Annotated in this window: 23 protein-coding genes; 18 read left to right on the top strand and 5 right to left on the bottom strand. The window is 57.9% G+C overall.

What is annotated here, in order from left to right; translation table 11 throughout:
* Nucleotides 1–226: 226 nt before the first annotated feature.
* From BM338_RS00660 to BM338_RS00650, 3 genes are all read left to right on the top strand, one after another.
* Nucleotides 227–1,039, top strand: a complete 813-nt coding sequence (locus tag BM338_RS00660) for a hypothetical protein (protein WP_090448862.1) — start codon at nt 227–229, stop codon at nt 1,037–1,039.
* 75 nt (nt 1,040–1,114) lie between these two features.
* Complete coding sequence (locus BM338_RS00655; protein ID WP_090448861.1) at nt 1,115–1,438, top strand: hypothetical protein; 324 nt, start codon at nt 1,115–1,117, stop codon at nt 1,436–1,438.
* An 81-nt stretch (nt 1,439–1,519) separates the two neighbouring features.
* Complete coding sequence (locus BM338_RS00650; RefSeq protein WP_090448860.1) at nt 1,520–1,819, top strand: hypothetical protein; 300 nt, start codon at nt 1,520–1,522, stop codon at nt 1,817–1,819.
* A 60-nt stretch (nt 1,820–1,879) separates the two neighbouring features.
* Here the strand turns inward: BM338_RS00650 and BM338_RS00645 are convergent, their stop codons facing one another.
* Nucleotides 1,880–2,776 carry an SDR family oxidoreductase gene (locus tag BM338_RS00645; protein ID WP_090448859.1) on the bottom strand — a complete coding sequence of 299 codons (897 nt, stop codon included), beginning with the start codon at nt 2,774–2,776 and terminating at the stop codon, nt 1,880–1,882.
* Between the two features lie 98 nt (nt 2,777–2,874).
* Here BM338_RS00645 and BM338_RS00640 point away from each other — a divergent pair, with 98 nt between their 5' ends.
* The 5 genes from BM338_RS00640 to BM338_RS00620 all read left to right on the top strand — a co-directional run bounded on the left by BM338_RS00640 (nt 2,875) and on the right by BM338_RS00620 (nt 5,569).
* Complete coding sequence (locus BM338_RS00640; protein WP_090448858.1) at nt 2,875–3,711, top strand: helix-turn-helix transcriptional regulator; 837 nt, start codon at nt 2,875–2,877, stop codon at nt 3,709–3,711.
* Between the two features lie 81 nt (nt 3,712–3,792).
* On the top strand, nt 3,793–4,182 hold the full coding sequence (locus tag BM338_RS00635) for a hypothetical protein (protein ID WP_090448857.1): 390 nt from the start codon (nt 3,793–3,795) through the stop codon (nt 4,180–4,182).
* 234 nt (nt 4,183–4,416) lie between these two features.
* Nucleotides 4,417–4,707, top strand: coding sequence for a hypothetical protein (locus BM338_RS00630; RefSeq protein WP_143109220.1), 291 nt, complete (start codon nt 4,417–4,419; stop codon nt 4,705–4,707).
* Between the two features lie 266 nt (nt 4,708–4,973).
* The gene (locus tag BM338_RS00625) at nt 4,974–5,306 is read left to right on the top strand and encodes a hypothetical protein (protein WP_143109219.1); all 333 of its coding nucleotides are present in this window, start codon (nt 4,974–4,976) and stop codon (nt 5,304–5,306) included.
* Nucleotides 5,307–5,380: 74 nt separating this feature from the next.
* Nucleotides 5,381–5,569, top strand: coding sequence for a DUF1737 domain-containing protein (locus BM338_RS00620; RefSeq protein ID WP_090448854.1), 189 nt, complete (start codon nt 5,381–5,383; stop codon nt 5,567–5,569).
* Between the two features lie 99 nt (nt 5,570–5,668).
* On the opposite strand, the gene BM338_RS00615 is transcribed toward BM338_RS00620, so the two are convergent.
* Together BM338_RS00615 and BM338_RS00610 are read right to left on the bottom strand one after the other, a co-directional pair.
* The gene (locus BM338_RS00615) at nt 5,669–6,046 is read right to left on the bottom strand and encodes a hypothetical protein (protein ID WP_218156279.1); all 378 of its coding nucleotides are present in this window, start codon (nt 6,044–6,046) and stop codon (nt 5,669–5,671) included.
* Complete coding sequence (locus BM338_RS00610; protein ID WP_090448853.1) at nt 6,043–6,339, bottom strand: autorepressor SdpR family transcription factor; 297 nt, start codon at nt 6,337–6,339, stop codon at nt 6,043–6,045. Before BM338_RS00610 ends, BM338_RS00615 begins: the two co-directional genes overlap by 4 nt.
* A 317-nt stretch (nt 6,340–6,656) precedes the next feature.
* Here BM338_RS00610 and BM338_RS00605 point away from each other — a divergent pair, with 317 nt between their 5' ends.
* From BM338_RS00605 to BM338_RS00575, 6 genes are all read left to right on the top strand, one after another.
* Nucleotides 6,657–6,953, top strand: a complete 297-nt coding sequence (locus BM338_RS00605) for a hypothetical protein (RefSeq protein ID WP_090448852.1) — start codon at nt 6,657–6,659, stop codon at nt 6,951–6,953.
* 607 nt (nt 6,954–7,560) lie between these two features.
* Nucleotides 7,561–8,034, top strand: coding sequence for a nuclear transport factor 2 family protein (locus tag BM338_RS00595; RefSeq protein ID WP_090448850.1), 474 nt, complete (start codon nt 7,561–7,563; stop codon nt 8,032–8,034).
* Nucleotides 8,035–8,162: 128 nt separating this feature from the next.
* Nucleotides 8,163–8,555, top strand: coding sequence for a DUF7668 domain-containing protein (locus BM338_RS00590; RefSeq protein ID WP_090448849.1), 393 nt, complete (start codon nt 8,163–8,165; stop codon nt 8,553–8,555).
* 447 nt (nt 8,556–9,002) lie between these two features.
* Entirely contained in the window at nt 9,003–9,485 is a 483-nt protein-coding gene (locus BM338_RS00585) for a hypothetical protein (RefSeq protein WP_143109218.1), read from the top strand.
* 22 nt (nt 9,486–9,507) lie between these two features.
* Nucleotides 9,508–9,972, top strand: a complete 465-nt coding sequence (locus BM338_RS00580; RefSeq protein WP_090448847.1) for a HEAT repeat domain-containing protein — start codon at nt 9,508–9,510, stop codon at nt 9,970–9,972.
* A 696-nt stretch (nt 9,973–10,668) separates the two neighbouring features.
* Complete coding sequence (locus tag BM338_RS00575) at nt 10,669–10,914, top strand: XAC0095 family protein (RefSeq protein ID WP_090448846.1); 246 nt, start codon at nt 10,669–10,671, stop codon at nt 10,912–10,914.
* A 53-nt stretch (nt 10,915–10,967) separates the two neighbouring features.
* Here the strand turns inward: BM338_RS00575 and BM338_RS00570 are convergent, their stop codons facing one another.
* Nucleotides 10,968–11,480 carry a nuclear transport factor 2 family protein gene (locus BM338_RS00570; protein WP_090448845.1) on the bottom strand — a complete coding sequence of 171 codons (513 nt, stop codon included), beginning with the start codon at nt 11,478–11,480 and terminating at the stop codon, nt 10,968–10,970.
* Nucleotides 11,481–11,931: 451 nt separating this feature from the next.
* Here BM338_RS00570 and BM338_RS00565 point away from each other — a divergent pair, with 451 nt between their 5' ends.
* The gene (locus tag BM338_RS00565; RefSeq protein ID WP_090448844.1) at nt 11,932–12,657 is read left to right on the top strand and encodes a hypothetical protein; all 726 of its coding nucleotides are present in this window, start codon (nt 11,932–11,934) and stop codon (nt 12,655–12,657) included.
* 329 nt (nt 12,658–12,986) lie between these two features.
* On the opposite strand, the gene BM338_RS00560 is transcribed toward BM338_RS00565, so the two are convergent.
* Nucleotides 12,987–13,574, bottom strand: coding sequence for a YdeI/OmpD-associated family protein (locus BM338_RS00560; protein ID WP_255367146.1), 588 nt, complete (start codon nt 13,572–13,574; stop codon nt 12,987–12,989).
* 770 nt (nt 13,575–14,344) lie between these two features.
* Here BM338_RS00560 and BM338_RS00555 point away from each other — a divergent pair.
* The 3 genes from BM338_RS00555 to BM338_RS00545 all read left to right on the top strand — a co-directional run bounded on the left by BM338_RS00555 (nt 14,345) and on the right by BM338_RS00545 (nt 17,494).
* A complete protein-coding gene (locus tag BM338_RS00555) occupies nt 14,345–14,656 on the top strand; it encodes a hypothetical protein (protein WP_090448842.1) in 312 nt (103 codons plus the stop codon).
* Between the two features lie 266 nt (nt 14,657–14,922).
* Nucleotides 14,923–15,294, top strand: a complete 372-nt coding sequence (locus tag BM338_RS00550) for a glyoxalase superfamily protein (protein WP_090448841.1) — start codon at nt 14,923–14,925, stop codon at nt 15,292–15,294.
* Between the two features lie 337 nt (nt 15,295–15,631).
* Entirely contained in the window at nt 15,632–17,494 is a 1,863-nt protein-coding gene (locus BM338_RS00545) for a beta-L-arabinofuranosidase domain-containing protein (RefSeq protein ID WP_255367145.1), read from the top strand.
* The last annotated feature ends 452 nt before the right edge of the window (nt 17,495–17,946 follow it).

Below are 17,946 nucleotides of genomic sequence, written 5' to 3'. Positions count from 1 at the left end.
ACCGGTAGCGAACCCAATGGGTTAGGCCTCGGGGGAGGCAACTACTGGGCCATCAATTATGGATGGAACCAGATAGCGAATGCACGCTTGCGCTCTTCGAAAGAGGGCACGGCTGCCAAGCAAAGGTTCCCCAATTGATACTCTGGGAAATCCGGGACTCTGGTGGTCCGTCGGTGGACGACCGATACTGATTAGCCACTTATGCAGGTCTTTCACAGGGGAAGTCATGGCCTCATTCTTTCGCATCATGATCGTGTGCACGTGCCTGTTGTTGGCGGCCTGCAGCCAGCAGGCATTGATCGACAAGCTCACGCCTCACCCGGCAGCAGAAATCGCACGATCCGTGCTCGATCAGGTGCGGCAGGGTGATATGGAGCCCATCAAGGCCAAGCTCGACGATGCGCTTCGGCAAGACCCGAGCATCGAGGCCAAACTGAAGGAACTCACCGGATACTTTCCCGCCGGGGCGCCCCGTGCAGTAAAGCTGGTCGGCACCAATACGATGATTATCAACGGGGCCAGCCGCTATAACCTCACCTATGAGTATGAGTTTACCGATGGATGGGTGCTTGGCAACGTGGTGCTGGCTGGAGAGGGTGACGCCATACGCGTGGAGGGCGTGCATGTGCAGCGAATGGCGCAATCTTTAGAACGCCAAAACGCTTTTACGCTCAGTGGCAAAGGGGCGGCCCACTGGATCGTGTTGCTCGCTTGTATTGTTATTCCGGCTTTGAGCCTCTATGCCTTCGTGCTCTGTCTACGTACCCCGATCGCACGCCGCAAATGGTTGTGGGCACTCAGTACCCTGCTCGGCTTCGCGACGCTGCGCTTCAACTGGACCACGGGAGCCTTCGACTTTCAGTTGCTGTCGATCCAGCTGTTTGGAGCCTCCGGCTTTGGTAGCCCTTATGGCCCAGTGATCATGGGGATGTCGTTACCGCTGGGCGCCATCTGGTTTCTGGCTTGCCGCAGCGGACTGATAGCCAATGCGGCAGCGGCCAAGACGGTAGAGGTGCCCGTTGCTCGAGAGCAGGCCTGAGTGGTAAGTGTCCGCTTCCGACCCGAAGCGGACCATTTTGCTCGGAAGCGGTCGTGATCCTAAAGGGAGGGGAAGATGCGGTATGGGCATGTAGTGGATGCCTTGGGGTTGGCGATCATTTGCATCAATTTGATGACCTGGCGTGTCGCGCGACAACTCAGAGGCGTTGACCCGGGTTACTTCAAAACGCGTGATGGCTCGCTTCACTGGTGGGATATTGGTTCTTGGTTTTGCTTGACTGGCATGCTCTTTGACCGGCGACTGCCCGCCTCAAAGCATGGGCGGGAGATGCGTCGGCGCATCATCGTGATCAGGGTGCTCAATGCGTTCGCAATGGGTGCTGGACTGATCTTTCTCTGGGTGACCTTTACTCATCCGGAGCTTATTTTCGGGCAGTAACTTGGGGTCGAGCGTTCAATGAACGAATGTCCGCTTCCGACCCAAAGCGGACAAGCCACTTCCCCATCTAAGGACGGTGCTATGAAGAAGCTTCTCGACATTGCTGATGCCCTAGAGACGCCTAAGCAGGGTGTCGTCCTAGTCGGTCGTACCAAACAGAAGGACGCAATGCTTCAAGCTGGTGACCTCTTCGAACTGCGCTTACCTACCGGGCACCGACGTACGTTGACCGCGCTTGGCGTACAGCCGTTTCCTAAGTGCTTCACTGAGGCCACGACACTAGGCATCCTCGTGGGCGACCAATGGACCGAACTGGAAACCGGCATTGGTTCCGAGCTTTGGGTCAACTTGGATTCGGGACAGCATCAAGGCACCAGCTAATGTCTGCTTTCGACTGCGACTTCAGGCGGTCGTTGCAACACATTGAAACAGGTAGATCGTTCAGCGGACGCTGGAGTAGTCCATCCGTTCGAGATCGTCTAGCAGGCCTGGGCCGCTCGGATGCCATTCCAGAACCTTGCGTGTCCACGCGCTCGACGCCAATAGGTCCATGCCGACGAATCCGGCCAACCATCCGAAATGATCTCCCGCATCACTCGGCGAGATGGACTTTGCGGGCACACCCAAGCCTGCACCGATCACTTCGGCGATATCGCGAACACGAATACCCTCTTCGGCAACGGCGTGATAGCGCGCGCCCGGCTCGCATTTCTCGATCGCCAGCCGATAGAGCCGCGCCACGTCGAGCACATGCGCAGCTGGCCAATGGTTGAGCCCTTCGCCGACATAGGCCGATACACCTTTGGCGCGGGCCATGGCGATCAACGGGCTGATAAGGCCCTGCCTCACCGTGTCATGCACCTGCGGAAGCCGCACGACTGACACGGCGACACCAGCCGCGAGCATCTCCGCCCCCGCGACCTCCGATGCCGACCGCGGGTTGGGATGTTCTGTATTGAAGACATCCTCGGTCGCAGGCTTGCCTGGCATGGTGCTTCCCATGCCCGTTCCCGACGTGATCAGCAGCGGACGGTCGGAACCCGCCAGCGCCGAACCCATTGCCTTGATGGCCTGCCGATCCTTCTCGCAGTTGGCGACGAAATTGGAGAAATCATGATCGAACGCGGTGTGGATCACGGCGTCCGCCTTGGCTGCGCCGCTGCGCAGACTGTCCAGATCTTCCAGATGGCCGCGATGCACCTCGGCGCCAGCGTAGGCGAGAGCATGCGCACCCTCATCCGATCGTGTCATGCCAAGAACGCGATGTCCGGCGGCGAGCAACTCCGGCACGATCCGGGAGCCGATAAAGCCGGTCGCGCCGGTCAGGAATATGCGCATGGAGAGTCTCCAAAGATGGGTATTGGATCTAACTTATTCCAGCGCTCATACTGGTAAAGAAGTGACGTTATCAGGGTATAAGAACCAACAGGATCGCCATGTCTACGCCTATCGGCAATCAGCTCGGCACCTATTTGAAAGACCGGCGCAACCGGCTCGACCCGGCTGCCTTTGGCTTCACTGGCGGGCGCCGGCGCACGCCAGGCCTGCGCAGGGAAGAGGTCGCCCAACGCGCCAACATAAGCCCCACCTGGTACACCTGGCTGGAGCAGGGGCGGGGAGGGGCGCCCTCGGCAGATGTGCTCAACCGTATCGCCAGCGGGCTGATGCTGACCGAACCGGAGCGCGAACACCTTTTCATACTGGGCCTCGGTCATCCACCCGAAGTCCGTTACAGAGCCGTTGAAGGCGTCACGCCGCGGCTGCAACGTGTACTCGAGGCGATGGAGGTCAGCCCCGCGATCGTCAAGACCGCCCTATGGGATGTCGTGGCCTGGAACCGCGCAGCGGCGGCTGTGCTCACGGACTACGGTGCGCTACCTCCCGCAGAGAGGAATATTTTGCGGCTGATCTTTTCCAATTCACGGGTACGCGCCGCGCAGGAAGACTGGCAAAGCGTGGCCCGGTTCGTTGTCGGCGCATTTCGTGCAGACGCTGCGCGTGCGGGCGCTGTTGCGGAGATCGGCCAGTTCGTTGAAGAGCTGTCCCGACTGAGTCCCGAGTTCGAAGTGCTATGGCTGGCCAACGACGTCAACGCCTACGGAGAGGGCGTAAAGCGCCTGCACCATGCCGAACTGGGTCTCCTGGAGCTTGAGTTTTCCGCCTTCGCTGTTGATGGGCGGCCGGATCTGGGAATGATCGTGTACAACCCGGCGACCAGCGCGGACGAGGATCGGATTCGTGCGTACATCAAGTCGCGGGCAGTGTTGAGTTAAAGGTCCGCTTCCGACCCAAAGCAGACCAAAAGTGAGCCTTGGGAATCGCATGAAAGTTATCTATGACCTTCGCGACGATCGATGGACAATCGAGCATGTGCAGGAGGCGTCCCTGAGCTCGGGGCAGTCGGACTTAAGATCACGCATGGGTTGCTTGGCTCGGAAGAGTGGTGGGACAACATCTGGAACAAGGAACTTCCCACCCAAGTATTGCAAGGCACCATCGCTCAATTTTGGACTGGCCGTGCCGGGGACTTCCCGGAGGTGGAAGTGATCGATGCCGACGGTGAGCATTCGCGGTGGCTACTTCAGATAGAGACCAGCGTGGCCCAATGCGAGCTCAAAGTGGGAAGCGCGATCGAGATTTCGTACGTGAACCAGGAGTTCAAATCAGCTTTTAATGGAAGGTCGATGAATCCATTCGTCTTAATGGTCAGGGCGGAGGACAGAAGGGCGACGTTCGCGGGCTAAGGTCCGCTATCGACCCGAAGCGGACATACGGAGATGCCTGGAAACCATCAAGCGTCACCTTTTCTACAGGGGGGGAGAGTGCACAGATTTTTGGGGGTTATTTTTCTGCTTGTGCCTTGTGCCGTGTTCGCACAGAGCAGTGAGTCGGCATCGATAGGTTCACCGCCGACAGTCACATCATCCCGAGTGGACCGTTACGCAGAACATCCTCTCTCGGACTACCAAGCCAAAGTCATGAACGAGGCGACCAAACTTTCGCTCGCGTGCCGTCTTTTCCGCTATTTCTATGGCCGATGGCCCGCGAACTTCCATGAAATTTCGGAGAAGAGCACAGGCATAGATCTTGGGGTCTTCTTAGGAAGGGCGCTCGTTACGCCACTCGACAACGATGCGGCAAAGATCAGTGTTTTCGATGGTGAGAATGTGAGGGAAACGGTCGCCACGCCCATTGATTTTCACATGTCCAATAGCCAAGTCCGGGCCGCACAGGAACCAGGGTTCATGATCGACATTCCGAAGAATTGACGCTTGGGCGAAGATCGCAAGGCGTTCGCTTCCGACCCATAGCGGTCCTGGCGCAAAGCGGCTATTTGTCCGATACCACTAGGCACCGATAGGAGCAAGGGATGAATTGGAAGGGATTGTCTTGGCTACTACTTCTTTGCTGCTTGCCCGCGTTCACCGCGGCGGCACCAGGCGATAGCGAGGTCATCAGAACGAAGCATTCCTTCGCTCCAGTTGCGTTCGCCATAGGTTGTGGGGCTACGACTCGGAGTGAGGATAGAAGCGATTTGAGACGTTCCGCCCGTGCTGTGGGCTATATGCACCAAATCGAGTGCATTGACGTAGGTAAGCAGGTTGAAGGCGTGAAGCTAATCGCGATAGCTATTGGCAAGAACGAGAAACTCGACCAATTCGATGTCATCCTAAAGCTCGATCCGGATAGTGCTCTGAAGCTCGCAAAACTTACAGATCACGGAAATCCGCAGCCAATAGTACTGACGGTAAAGCAAGAAGTTGTCGTAGCAAGCTATATCCAAGTCCCCTTTCATGGTGACAAATTCTGGATATCCGCAAATACGCTGGATGACGCTCGGAAGACAGCGGATTTGTTCGACAACTAGAGTTCCGCGAGGTCCGCTTTCGACCCGGAGCGGACTTAGTCCATTGCGTGAAGCAACGTTAGGGGATTCTCAAGATGTCTAATCTGCCGCCCAATGGCTTGCCTCGATATCGCTTGCTCACGGGCAAGGATGATGCTGCATTCTGTCAACGAGTGTCCGAGGCACTAAGTCTTGGTTACGAGCTGTACGGCTCTCCTGCGGCGACATTCAATGGAGACCATGTAGTCGTCGCGCAGGCAATACTCTGGCCAGTGAAAGATTAGGGTGTCGGGCGAAGTTCGGCGGCACTTATGCGACGTCCGCTATCGACCCAAAGCGGACATCACGGGCCACCAAGCTCGCGAGCCCGAGGAGAGCCTGAATTAGGCGGCTTTCGCCTTGGCTCGCAACGACAGGCAATAGCCAAGCGTGACTGCTATACCCGCCAAGACTGCGACAGTCCCGGCCGTTGTCGCTACCGGAATGGGTGCGAACGCCCACAGTCCGGCATAGACAAGCCCGCTCAGCACCAAGGACCAGCTCGCGACCCGCCTGGCCTGGCCGGCGCAGGCAGGGACCGGGACCATGGTCTTGGGCATCCGGTTGCCATACCAGGCCATCCAGAGCCCGATAATGCCGATGACCACGCGTGTGACTGTGTCGCGGTCGATATAGCCCAGCTTGTGCGCGAAGGTCGCGCCGAGCGCCAGGGCGAGCATGACGCCCGCCCAAGCGAGACTTCCAATCAGTTCCTTTTTCATCGTGCAGTCTCCTTCTTAGGCTCCGGCGCCTCCGCGCCCAAGCCGAACGAATGGACGAAGCCCAGTAACGCCTCTTCAAGCACCGAGAGCTTCAAGTGATAGGTGACGGACTTGCCGGCCTTCTCGGCGTGCACCAAGTCGGCCTCCTTCAGCACCGCGAAGTGCGCCGACATGGTCGGCTTGGAAACGTTGAATTGGTCGCAGAGATCGCCTGCAGTCATCGGCCCTTTACGCAGGAGCTGCAGTACCCGCCGGCGGGTGGGATCGGAAAGGGCTTTGAATACCTTGCTCATGATGTGATAGTTAGCTAATCATCTAACTATGTCAGGGGGCGATCATTGCACCGTCGTATCCCGCATGCGTAACTGGAAATAGATTCGCCAGGTCTTGAGATGCCTGACGTCCGCTTCCGACCCGAGGCGGACATCACAAAACGGTCGGTTTGGCTTTTCTTGGAGGGGGTGAAATGCCGAGCGTCGAAAGTCGCTTTTTCCGAATGCTGATGGTCCTGCCGCTTTTTATCTTGTAGCCGGCGCTCTCTGCGCAAGGTGACTCGCAGCATGAAGATTCGGCAAGCATCTGTACCGTCGTCCAGCGGCCGGACGCCTTCATGGCACGCGTTGTTCGGATCCAGGCGATTTACGCGACAGACGAGATGTACTACGGGGCACTTCTTGACGACGCCTGCAATCCGCCGAGATCGATCAATGTAGTTGACCCGTTTTATACGCGCGGCGATGAGAGCGTGACTTCGTTTTTTAAACTGGCGAAGGATCGTTGCGAGAAACTCGGTCAACTGGTGTGCCCCACCAAGACCAGGCTAGACGTGGAAGCCCTGATCCGGAAAGACCAAAACGGACATCTCATCGCAGAGTTGAAGCATATTTACTCCGCACAATCGCAGTGATGCTTAGGAACAAGTATCTGCTTTTGACCCGGAGCGGATATTTCCACAAGGGGGCAATGGTGAGTCGATTACCCGCTAGGCGGATCGCCTACGAAAGGCCCCTAACCGGAGCCCTGATACACCAAGCTATGTCGAACCTCTTTCCGCGAAGGAATGACTACGGTGATGGTTCATTCGAGGAGTTGGTGACAGAACTGGGAGCGCTCGGAATCAGTTGCGTTGGAGATTTCAGGCGCCTGATGACCCACTATAGGCGCGTGCTTCTCAGCTTTGATCGAGCCCCGTTGTCGGAGTTCGAGCGCCGCTTGGCCATCAATGACTACGGTGCTGACTTCGTGACGGATGCTACGAGGCGCCAATACTGGTTTGCTTATCCGGGTTTGGTGCGAACGGCAGTCGAGATGCATTTTGGCGAGGACGCAGTGCCGTCAAAGTGCGAAGACTAGATGACCGCCGGGAGGTCCGCTTCCGACCCGAAGCGGACATACACACTCATGTGCAGTTCCGCTTGGCGGTGAAGCCGCCCAGGCTAGCGCGCCTGGGCGGCTTCACCCCATCAGGTGATGCACTTCAGAATTGAATTCGCCACCGAAGAAAGGTACGAACGATGAAAAGGCTCCATGCGATTGTGACTTCTTCGCTGATGCTATTGATTGCAGCCTTTCCTCTGCGAGCGGAGTCGCCTGCATCCCTGCATGACACCATTGCGGCGCTTGATAAAGCGCTTTTCGATGCTTTCAATACCTGCAATTTTGAAGCGTGGAAGCGCTACTTGGCGGACGACATAGAGTTCTATCAGGACAACGATGCGGTAACGACGACACGCGATCAGTTGATTCCGGCCTTCAAGGGGCGGTGTGGCCCAAACAATGTTTCCAAACTTCGACGCGAAATAGTCCCCGGGACGCTTGAGGTATATCCAATTAAAGACTACGGCGCGGTCGAAATCGCCACACATCGCTTTTGGATTGTGGAGCCGGGCAAGCCCGATGAACTTACGGCGACACCTCGGCTTGTTCACGTGTGGCGCAACGACCATGGTAAATGGCAAATCACACGCGTCATCAGCTATGGCCATTGATCCGCGAGCTCTTGAGCCTCACTCGTGATCTTCGTGAGGCCTCATCATTTGCGTAATGTCCGCTTCCGACCCGAAGCGGACGTCAGCAAGGATTTACCTGGACTCGCTAACCGAGGAGCTAGACAGCAATGGAACGTCTGCCGCTCTCCGCCACTGATGATCAGCTCATCGAGTTTGCTGATCGCTGGGCCGCGCTCATGGAGCAAGAGAACTATGAGGGCGCGTTCGCATTTACCGGCCATGTTCCTGAAATGAAATGGTCGCCCTCACTCGTGCGAGATGTAATCAAAGCCTATGACCGGCGCGATCCGGCGCAACGAGTTACGGTGTATGGCGAGCCGACTGACATCACTCAGAGAAAAGAAGTGAGTCGCTGGGCTCGCAATAGGAGAGGCGAGATCGCGGAGATCTGGTACGACCTCAATATTGATGGCCTTGCATCAGATCTCACGGCAACGTTCGTTGTCGTTGAAACTGACGCGGGCTTGGAGATAAAGCTGAACGAGATTCATGTCATGTAGCATGACGCCAAGGTCCGCTATCGACCCATAGCGGACATTGCGATACTTTTCTTAAAAACATGTAGAGAGGGCTGCATGGGGATGGCAAGGGAGTGGAACCTGAGTTGGCGATTGCGGTTGGTAATCGCCTGCTGTGCTGTGGGATACCTGCTTTTCGCCAGGCCATGGAGTGGGCTCAATCAGTCGATTGCGATAGGTGCGTATACCTGCTCGGCGGCATTCCTAACCTTGGCGCTGGTTCCGAGGCAAACGCGACTTTGGGTGGCCGTTTGTGCGGCGCTTGCAGTGCCGGTACTCGCAGAGGTCATAATCAATTTGGTTCATTTGTTGCGGTAGTCGGTGGCTTCGCATGTCCGCTTCCGGCTCATAGCGGACATTGCAAGCTCACAATGGGTCTCTAGTAAGAGACATCGGGGGGCCATGGAAGATGCGCGACGTATGGAAAATATGAGCGAGCAAACCTATTCCCTTCGCTACCGATCGGGCCGCATGGAGGTCTGGCGGTGGTATTGGCGTGTTTGGCGAGCCAAGTATTGGTGGTGGCACCTACTAAGCGCCGCAGCTGCATTTGGGATGATCGTGGCGCTGTCGGGCACCAAGCTTGGGCCGAGCAAACTCTTGGTCGGATTCCTGCTGACAGCGTTGATTTTGATCACCCTGATGGCGGCGTGGCCACAGGTGATGTTCAAGAGCAAGGAACGCATTCTAGATGTGGGGCCCGAAGGTTGGTCTACGCAGATTGGGAGAAAGTCCGGCTCGCGGTCCTGGGGGCAGGTCGCATCGATTGAGAGTGCCTTCGGCCTCATAGCGATCGTCAGTACCTCCGGTAATTCGATACTTGTTCCGGAGCGAGCATTTTCCGATCGGGCTGCGAAAGAGGCTTTTCTTCAAGACGCCAAGCGCTGGCACGAAGCGGTCGCTTCTCGTTAGGTCATCAGGGACATGGAGACAGATGGAAACTGCAGCAATTCACGAGCACGTTTTGCGCTTCCAGTCGCCTTCGTCCTTGGAGCATGAGGACGTATGGCAGAAGTTAAAGCCACTTGGCGCCCTGGTCGTGCCTCATTTTCTTGAGGCGTACCCGAAATTTCGTCAGGCACGGGCAAGAGTTTCGCTGCTGTTCTACGCAACGGGATTTGCTCGCATCAGCGAAGAGGCGTTTCAACTCGGAGTTCTTGGATGCAAGGACAGGGCATCCCTGGTGCGTTATCGCGCGTGCGGATTGCTCGCCTACTCGCTGAGGCCGGACGCATTGCCGACACTTCACGATCTGCTGACGCATACCGACAAAAAGACAGTCGAGGACGCGGTGGCCGCCATGGACGCGATACGTTCGGGGAACTACCACTACTTCATTGACCGATCCCACTCGGGCAAAACCTTCTGGGAAGTAAACCGAGGTGACATCCCTCGCTGAGATGTCCAAAGGCGGCGAAACCCGGGCGTATTGGATTTTCAGAGTTAGCTCTCCCGGAACCGCAGACTGCCCACGAAGCTCAAGTCGAATGGCTCGCAGCAGAGGAGTGGCTGGCGCTCCTATAGACAGCATTCGCAAACACCACCAGCAGCCGACACATTCCGCACGTAGCGTGCAGTCCAATCCCTACAGACGTCCATCTGATCTTTTGCTAGCTTCGTTCCGTTGCTCGCGGAGTCTGTCTCACGTCGACGCAAGCAACCATTGCAGTGATGCAGTGTAGAAGCGCGAGCCAGAGGTGTTGGAGCACCCCTGACTCGCTAACCAAACCAACTTACACAGGAGTTGATATGGCTAGGCCAGATCATACGGTACTTGCTCGCCCGCCAAACCCCTCGGCGGCACCCTCACCGATCAACCGGGCGGTTCGCGTTATCAGCGAACACGATTGAGGAACCGCGGCGCTGCCGTTTCCATGCGAATCCACTTATGCCGTTGCACCCGGCGCGTTGCCGCGTGCCTCGATGGAAAGTGCAGACGCTGCGATCCACTTCTTCAATCACACCGCACCGGCGCTCACGCATGAGCCGTCGGTGAGCCCTTGAGTCCTGTGATCGCCCCGCGGCACGTCGTGCATTGCGCACGGTGTGCCGCACCTGGGCGAAACCAACGAGTCCACGCCAAGGAGACACCACCATGGCCGGTATCGCACGCAAGCCGCAGCCCCTCGCGCTGCACTACGACCTCCCCGAGCACGCGTACCGCCGGTTATGCGAGATCCGCGACGTGCTATGGCAACTCGCTGACCTCGCTGCCAGTGCCGACACCAAGACGAGGCCACTGAAGGTCGATGCCAGGCCCGTTTTTGCGTGCTTCGCCAAGCACGCGGATGAACTTGCTGCTGTTGTCGATAGCTGCGAGTTGCGACCACCAGGAAACTAGGGCCAGGCTCCGTACCAAGATCGGGGCCAGCTCAGCCTGACCCCGCTATGCACTTAGCTCTTGCCGACCTCCGTATGCTGCGAATACGCAGCGTGCCAGCCGCCGTTGTAGTAGACGAAGACATCGGAGGACCGCACGCCTTTTTGCGGGCCGAGGGTCTGGTCGTAGAACGAGACGATGGCCACGTCGCCGCTAATCACCACGGTATGTCCGGTGGGGTGCGCTTTGAGATAGGCCTTGATCTCCTTCATGCCTTTGTCCGAATCACGATTCTTCGTCGCATGGGCAAGAATGTCGGCCTTGGCGTGAACGTTTCCGTTGAACCCGACGGAGCGGTATTCGGGAATCAGCAACTGCTCGAGATACATCAGGTCGCCGGTGCCTTCGGCCTGCTCCCAATGATCCTCCGTCGCAAGCACGGCGGCTTCGGTGTGAGCGGTTTCATCGGGCTTGGCGTGCGTGGTGTCGGCGGCATGCCCGGCAACACTGGTCAGGCCGATGGCGAGCGACGTCAGCAGCGTGCTTGCGCGACGGCTAAGGAGGGATTTCGATGGGATGTGGTTCATGGCGATGGTGGCCCTGGCTGGATGGGGACGTGGAGGTGCGCGATCCCATATTGGCGCGGGCCGGTATGCGTGACATGCGATGGGTGATGGGCGGGCGCTGGGCCGTGACGAACGGTTGCTGCGTCAAGTCAGGCGGTTGGCGTAGGCCGAGTGTGTGACATGCGCCGGCGATGGTTTCTACACTCAGGATTTAATGTTCTAGTGGTGTCGGCACTAGACGAGTAACTGATGAGTGAGATGTCCGCTTCCGACCCGGAGCGGACAGTTCTTCGCCCGATAGTTATTCCACCCGTCGGATATGGACGCGCGCTGAGCTGCAATAGCTGGGGGAATGTCGGCGCCTACTTTCGATATAGAGCGTCTGGTCCACCTATTTCCGCGCTCGATGCCTGTCCGCGGCGAATCGTGTCGGCTACGATTCTTCCGGGGTGTTCGATATCGGGGAAGTGTAATGACCAGCATTGACGTGGCCGGTCGTGCGGCGCCCAGAACGCGACCGGCGTTCTATCTGATCCTGTCGCTCGTGATGGCCGCCGTAATCATTGGGGGTTTCTCCCGCACGGTTCCGGATGACTTCACTGCGTCACCAAGCTTGCCTGTGCTCCTCTATGTCCACGGCGCAATCTTCTCGCTGTGGGTCGTGCTGTTGGTGATGCAGCCGGCACTGGTCCTTCGCGGATCGATCCGGCTTCATCGACGCCTCGGCCTGGCGGGCGCGGTCCTTGCGGCGGCTATGGTGGTCATGGCCTTAACCGCGACTTTCCTCGCCATACACGACAACCTGGTGCCATCATTTTTCCCGCCGGCTGTCTTCCTCGCCATGAACACCCTTGGCATCCTCGTGTTCGGCGTCCTGGTGACGGCGGGCGTGAAGCTTCGCCGCCAGGCTGACTGGCATCGCCGACTGATGCTGTGCGCCACGGTGTCGATCCTCGGGCCTGGCGTTGGTCGGCTGTTACCCATGGACTCGTTCGGGCATGCCGCACCAATGGTGATGTTCGGGGTGATCATGCTGTTTGCCCTCGCCGGGCCAGCGTATGACCTGTTCACGCGACGCCGGGTACACGCAGCTTATCTATGGGGCGTTGGTATCATCATGATCAGCATGCTGATTACGGGCCCGGTAGCGTTCTCGCCACCAACCCAGGCGTTGCTGGCGTGGATCCATTCGACTTAATGAATAGCAACGTTGCTGCGGAGGTTCGGCAGCGCGAGCCGATTTTCCGCACCGCAGTCGGCCTATGATTGAAAGACAGGCGTGTTTCGATGCTCCCTGCCAGGATTTGGCTGGAGGGTCGAGTGACGTGGACGCTTGGCGGAGCCTGTAACTCACGACGTCCGTTTCCGCCCCATACACAGATCGGCCGCTTGTGCGCTGTCGGGCAGTGTCCGCTTTCGACCCCAAGCGGCCTGTCGGCGGCCGCGGCTGGAGAGGGCAGCTTAGGAGAGGCGATCATGGACGCGGGAGTGGCGAATGGCAGTGCTTCGACGCACTGGCCTGGGCAGTCAGTGAAATTTCTCGCCGCGCGCGAGCATATCGATAATCAGTTTTATGCGCTTGATCTTTGTCTCTGAGCGCTTTGCTGTTTGCAACCGGTAGGCAATCGAATACAGATTGGCTTTGTTGAGCGTTGCGTAGAACTGCTTTGCCTTGGCGTTACGTGCGAGCTCCTCGATGAACTCCGGAGGCACCGTTGCGTTAGCGGAAGAATCATACGCAGTGGTCCAGCGCCCGTCAGCTTTGGCCGCTTCTACTTCCTTGAGACCAGCAGGCGTCATTTGGCCCTCCTGGATAAGCCGATCCACATGCGCAACATTTATCTTGGACCAACCGCTTTTCGCCCTGCGCGGGGTGAATTTTTGCACCCAGGAGTTCGCGTCAAACGGCAGCTTTTTCCCATCTATCCAACCGAAACATAGCGCCTGGTCAAGCGCCTCGGCATACGTGACCGATGGAACACCAGAGTCTTTCTTGTAAATTCGCAGGAGCAGACCACGGGCTCGGGCGTGCTCCTTCGCCATCCATGCGCGAAGTTCTTTTGATGACCGAAAACTCTGCGGTTCCGGCATAGCACGGGAAGGTAATTTGCCCATAGATGGCTCACTTCAGGTTCGTGCGGGTTTATCGTCGTACTGTATCAAGTCGCGGGCGTGCTTCCAGCACAAACATATGACCGCTCCTGGCCGATTCCGGCCCATAGGCCAACGCTGATCAAGATCCTGGCGCGCTGATCGCGACCCATGGCTTCGATTGATCAACTTCGTCGGTGTGTGCACGCGATGAAGCCGGGGACGATGACATTGGCGAAATCATGGAACTTGAATTGGCACGCTCGGCTTGTGATCACATGTTTCGCCTTGGAATATCTGCTCATTCTTAGGCCATGGAGTCAGTCCAATCCTTCGGCATCCGTTGATTCCTACTCGTGTGCAGGCGCCGTGTTCACCTTGACCTTGCTTGTACGAGGAACCCGGTTTTGGATGGCTATGGGAGCGGCGTTTGGCATGGGGTTATTGATCTTGATCGTGGGCTTCCATCTGAGCTAGTGCACGGTCCGCTTCCAACCCTTAGCGGACATTGTTCGATGGCTCCGCGGGAAGGTTGCAGGCAGGGGCGATCTCATGCGGTTAGCTAAGGAAGGCGAAGTGCTTGGCCCCGCTATCTGTGGCGGGATGGCCTTCATTTGCGCGCTCTGCGGCTTTGGCTTGGTGGTTCTAGCTTCCACTTATCCGCTTTCTTCCGTTGCCGTTTGTCGGAGCATTGCTGGCGATCTACGGCATCGCAGGCGGTTGGGTTGCACTGATCTGGGGGCGGGTTCGGGTTTTTCGGTGGAAGTGGAGATAGTTGGGCTTACAATCGCCCAATGGATTATCAGCTCGTCATCAAGTTCTGGCGCAAGTCTCTGGCCGACGAAGCCTTTCTCGCAGCGATTGAGGGAAAGTTGAAGGAGGCATTGGGCAATGCAGTCGAACTGGAGGGCTACGATGTCAGTCCAAAAGAGATCAATCTTTTCATGCTTGCGTCTGACCCGCGAAATTCGTTTCGGCGCGCAAAAGACGTTCTCGAAGGATTGGGCGTTCTGAACGGCGTTTCAGCCGCCTTCCGCGTGGCAGGCGGCACCCGCTTCACATCCATCTGGCCGCTGCGCACCACTCGCAAGTTCAGACTGCCGTAGTGCTATGAAAGCCCGCTAATTCGTCAGAACCGATGCCGCCGAGCAAAGCCGTGTAGCAGGGTAGGAAGCAGTCGCTTTAGCGGCTCAGAGAGTCTGTTCCCTTAGATTGGCGATGCTTGAGGCATCGTTAACGTCTGCTTTCGACCCAAAGCGGACAGTTGGTGACTAGGGGCCGCGTTCAGCAGGTGAGCGCAGATCTATAATTCGGACGTGCACGTCCGTCTATTCGGTAGTTGGGACGCGCAACGTACCCTCGGAGAAATATCATGCATAGGTGGTATGCAAGGCCGGTCCTCTTTGTCAGTGACGTCAATCGTGCATTGCACTTCTATACCGATATGCTTGGTTTCAAAAGGGCGTGGCACGAGGGCGATGGGCAGGGCAAGGTATGTCAAGTCGATAGAGCGGGCTGTGAAATTATTCTTTACGAGGATGCTGGACGTAGAGACAAAGGGCGCCTGTTTGTAGAGCTCACTCGTGAGGGTATTGCGGAATTCAAGCGCGAAATTGCTGAGCGCTCCATTCCTAGCAAGAAATCCTGGTGGGGCTACGATGTGATCCAGATTGACGATCCCGATGACAACGAGCTGCTCTTTCCGTTAGCGGATGGTGATGACGAAGCAAGTCATGCTGCCTAACTATTCGTTCAAGGCGGACGCCTCCGGCTCCACTTAACTCCAGTGTTGAATGTCCGCTTTCGACTCAAAGCGGACACCCTTGGAATGAAGCCGAAATTCCCGGGCCTATTTGAATTTGTCGGACAATTGAACAACACTCGCCGGATCGCCGCCGGCCGAGAGTAATCGCATGCCACCGCTGTCTTCGATGAGCCGCCGTTCCTTTCTGCAAGGCATGGCCTTGGCAGGGGTGATGAGTGCGATGACATTCCGCCCGCTTCGCGCAGACGCGACATCGGCAGCAGAAGCGGTTGCGGGGCGTGCGCAACAAGCGCCGTTATTTACGCAAGCGCCGTTGATGCAACAGCCCTTTGCGCTTCTGCCGACCGGTTCAATCAAGGCGAGTGGCTGGTTGTTGCGGCAGCTGCAAATCCAGGCGGGCGGCCTGGGCGGTCATCTCGATGAGTTCTGGCCGATCCTTGGGCCGGATAGTGGATGGTTGGGCGGCAAAGGCGAGTCGTGGGAAGACGGCCCCTATTTTCTCGACGGGCTGGTTCCGCTGGCATGGCAACTGGATTCGCCGAAGCTCAAGGCGAAGGCGATGCGTTTTATCGACTGGACGCTGGACCACCCTTGGGAAAACGGCATGTTCGGCCCGCGGAGCAATGACGACTGGTGGCCGCGCATGGTCATGCTCAAGGTGCTGACGCAGTATCACGAGCTCACCGGCGATCCCCGCGTTGTGCCGTTGATGACGCGTTATTTTCATTATCAGTTGCAGGCGCTGCCTGCACGGCCGTTGCGCGATTGGGGGCGCATGCGATGGCAGGACGAGCTCATTTCCGTGCTGTGGCTCTATCAGCGCACTCGTGATGCAGCATTGCTTGAGCTTGCGCATCTGCTCAAGCAGCAAGGTTACGACTGGCAAAGCATGTTTGCCCATTTCCCCTTCACGGAGAAGACCGATGCGGACGCATTACGCAAGCAAGCCGGTGGTTCCGATGCCTTTATGGAAGACCTTGGCTTGCAGGTGTATGGCGTCAACATTGCACAGGCGTTGAAAGCGTCTCCGGTGTGGTCGGTGGCGTCGGGGAGCGGGACCGATCGCGATGCCGTACATCATCAACTGAGCATGCTGGACACGTATCACGGCTTGCCCAATGGCATGTTTTCCGCCGATGAGCATCTTGCCGGCCGCAGTCCTTCGCAAGGCACCGAGCTGTGCACGGTGGTAGAGACCATGTTTTCGTTAGAGGTGGCATTGGCCATTACCGGCGATGCCGCGTTGGGCGATCGGCTGGAGCGCATCGCGTTCAATGCGCTGCCGGGTGCGCTGACCGATGACATGTGGGCACATCAGTACAACCAGCAATCCAACCAGGTCGAATGCAGTCTGCACCGTCAACCGTGGACCACCGACGGGCCGGAATCGAATCTGTTTGGACTCGAGCCCAATTTCCGCTGCTGCACGGCGAATTTCCATCAAGGCTGGCCGAAGTTCGCCAATAGCTTGTGGATGGCAACGGCCGAGCAGGGGCTGGCTGCGATGGGCTACGCGCCGTGTACGGTGACGACCGTAGTGCGTGCGGTGCCCTTAGTGGTTGAGCAGGTCAGCGATTATCCATTTCGGCAAACCGTCAGCATCACACTGAGGCCGCACCGTGCCGTTGCGTTCCCCTTGCGGTTGCGCATTCCCGCGTGGTCGCAGGGCACGCGAATCGCAGTGAACGGAGCGCCGGTCGAAACGACTCCTGGCTTCACGACGATTGATCGCATATGGGCGCCCGGCGATACGGTTGAAGTGACGTTCAACGCCGCGGTAAAGATCGAGCATGGCTACAACGGCGCGCTGAGCTTCACTCGTGGGGCCTTGGTCTACGCATTCCCCATCGGGGAGAACTGGGTCGTCTGGCGCAAGCGTGCCCCAACGAACGATTGGCAGGTGTATCCCGGCTCGCGCTGGAATATCGGCATCAAGCCGGATGTGCCTGTCACGGTGAGCGAGCACCCCGTCGGCGAAAGGCCGTTCGCAGGTGCTGCGGCTGCCGTGCGACTAGCCATGCAAGGGCGTTATGTGCCCGCTTGGAAGGCGTCGGAAGGTAGTGCCGATCCTGTGCCGGCCCATGCCGAATCATCCACCGATGAGAGCGTGCAATCCATCACGCTGGTGCCGTATGCGGGAGCCAAGTTGCGCATCACGGCGTTTCCATCACTTGGCTGATCGTCGGAGCGTTTCGGAAGCGCTCATTCGAAGTCAGCGACTGCGCCCAGTCGAGGCTCCAGTCAGGTTGAGAGACCGAATTGGGGCTCCGGCGATCCCTGGTGCTTCTAGCGTTGCGGATTCCGGGACTATGGTTAGCGGGAATGCTCGGCTGGAAGCCTCTATCTTTCGGCACCAACCCTGAACAAGCAGGTGCAGACTTCTGCGGTCAGTCGGGATAGGGCCTGGCTGTGCTAAATGAACGATGTAACCGGAGCGGGAAAGGTCCACGAGTCGCGGACTGGCTGGCCTATCTGAGGGTGTAGGTATGCGAACAGATCGTTGGGTCGTCGCGTTCGCCTTCACAATCCTTTGTGTTTTCCTTCAGGCGTGCTCCACGCTCCCGCCCAGCACAGAGAAGGCGGAGACGCACCACTTGTCGACAGCGGCCGATACCGCATCAGCGCGGTACG

Source organism: Dyella sp. OK004, assembly GCF_900114495.1.
GTDB lineage: Bacteria > Pseudomonadota > Gammaproteobacteria > Xanthomonadales > Rhodanobacteraceae > Dyella_D.
This window is presented reverse-complemented; position numbering and strand designations above follow the sequence as displayed.

Coding starts and splice junctions, on each gene's coding strand:
- BM338_RS00660 (WP_090448862.1), top strand. CDS start 227: ATGGCCTCATTCTTTCGCATCATGATCGTGTGCACGTGCCTGTTGTTG.
- BM338_RS00655 (WP_090448861.1), top strand. CDS start 1,115: ATGCGGTATGGGCATGTAGTGGATGCCTTGGGGTTGGCGATCATTTGC.
- BM338_RS00650 (WP_090448860.1), top strand. CDS start 1,520: ATGAAGAAGCTTCTCGACATTGCTGATGCCCTAGAGACGCCTAAGCAG.
- BM338_RS00645 (WP_090448859.1), bottom strand. CDS start 2,776: ATGCGCATATTCCTGACCGGCGCGACCGGCTTTATCGGCTCCCGGATC.
- BM338_RS00640 (WP_090448858.1), top strand. CDS start 2,875: ATGTCTACGCCTATCGGCAATCAGCTCGGCACCTATTTGAAAGACCGG.
- BM338_RS00635 (WP_090448857.1), top strand. CDS start 3,793: ATGGACAATCGAGCATGTGCAGGAGGCGTCCCTGAGCTCGGGGCAGTC.
- BM338_RS00630 (WP_143109220.1), top strand. CDS start 4,417: ATGAACGAGGCGACCAAACTTTCGCTCGCGTGCCGTCTTTTCCGCTAT.
- BM338_RS00620 (WP_090448854.1), top strand. CDS start 5,381: ATGTCTAATCTGCCGCCCAATGGCTTGCCTCGATATCGCTTGCTCACG.
- BM338_RS00615 (WP_218156279.1), bottom strand. CDS start 6,046: ATGAAAAAGGAACTGATTGGAAGTCTCGCTTGGGCGGGCGTCATGCTC.
- BM338_RS00610 (WP_090448853.1), bottom strand. CDS start 6,339: ATGAGCAAGGTATTCAAAGCCCTTTCCGATCCCACCCGCCGGCGGGTA.
- BM338_RS00605 (WP_090448852.1), top strand. CDS start 6,657: ATGGCACGCGTTGTTCGGATCCAGGCGATTTACGCGACAGACGAGATG.
- BM338_RS00595 (WP_090448850.1), top strand. CDS start 7,561: ATGAAAAGGCTCCATGCGATTGTGACTTCTTCGCTGATGCTATTGATT.
- BM338_RS00590 (WP_090448849.1), top strand. CDS start 8,163: ATGGAACGTCTGCCGCTCTCCGCCACTGATGATCAGCTCATCGAGTTT.
- BM338_RS00585 (WP_143109218.1), top strand. CDS start 9,003: ATGAGCGAGCAAACCTATTCCCTTCGCTACCGATCGGGCCGCATGGAG.
- BM338_RS00580 (WP_090448847.1), top strand. CDS start 9,508: ATGGAAACTGCAGCAATTCACGAGCACGTTTTGCGCTTCCAGTCGCCT.
- BM338_RS00575 (WP_090448846.1), top strand. CDS start 10,669: ATGGCCGGTATCGCACGCAAGCCGCAGCCCCTCGCGCTGCACTACGAC.
- BM338_RS00570 (WP_090448845.1), bottom strand. CDS start 11,480: ATGAACCACATCCCATCGAAATCCCTCCTTAGCCGTCGCGCAAGCACG.
- BM338_RS00565 (WP_090448844.1), top strand. CDS start 11,932: ATGACCAGCATTGACGTGGCCGGTCGTGCGGCGCCCAGAACGCGACCG.
- BM338_RS00560 (WP_255367146.1), bottom strand. CDS start 13,574: ATGGGCAAATTACCTTCCCGTGCTATGCCGGAACCGCAGAGTTTTCGG.
- BM338_RS00555 (WP_090448842.1), top strand. CDS start 14,345: ATGGATTATCAGCTCGTCATCAAGTTCTGGCGCAAGTCTCTGGCCGAC.
- BM338_RS00550 (WP_090448841.1), top strand. CDS start 14,923: ATGCATAGGTGGTATGCAAGGCCGGTCCTCTTTGTCAGTGACGTCAAT.
- BM338_RS00545 (WP_255367145.1), top strand. CDS start 15,632: ATGCAACAGCCCTTTGCGCTTCTGCCGACCGGTTCAATCAAGGCGAGT.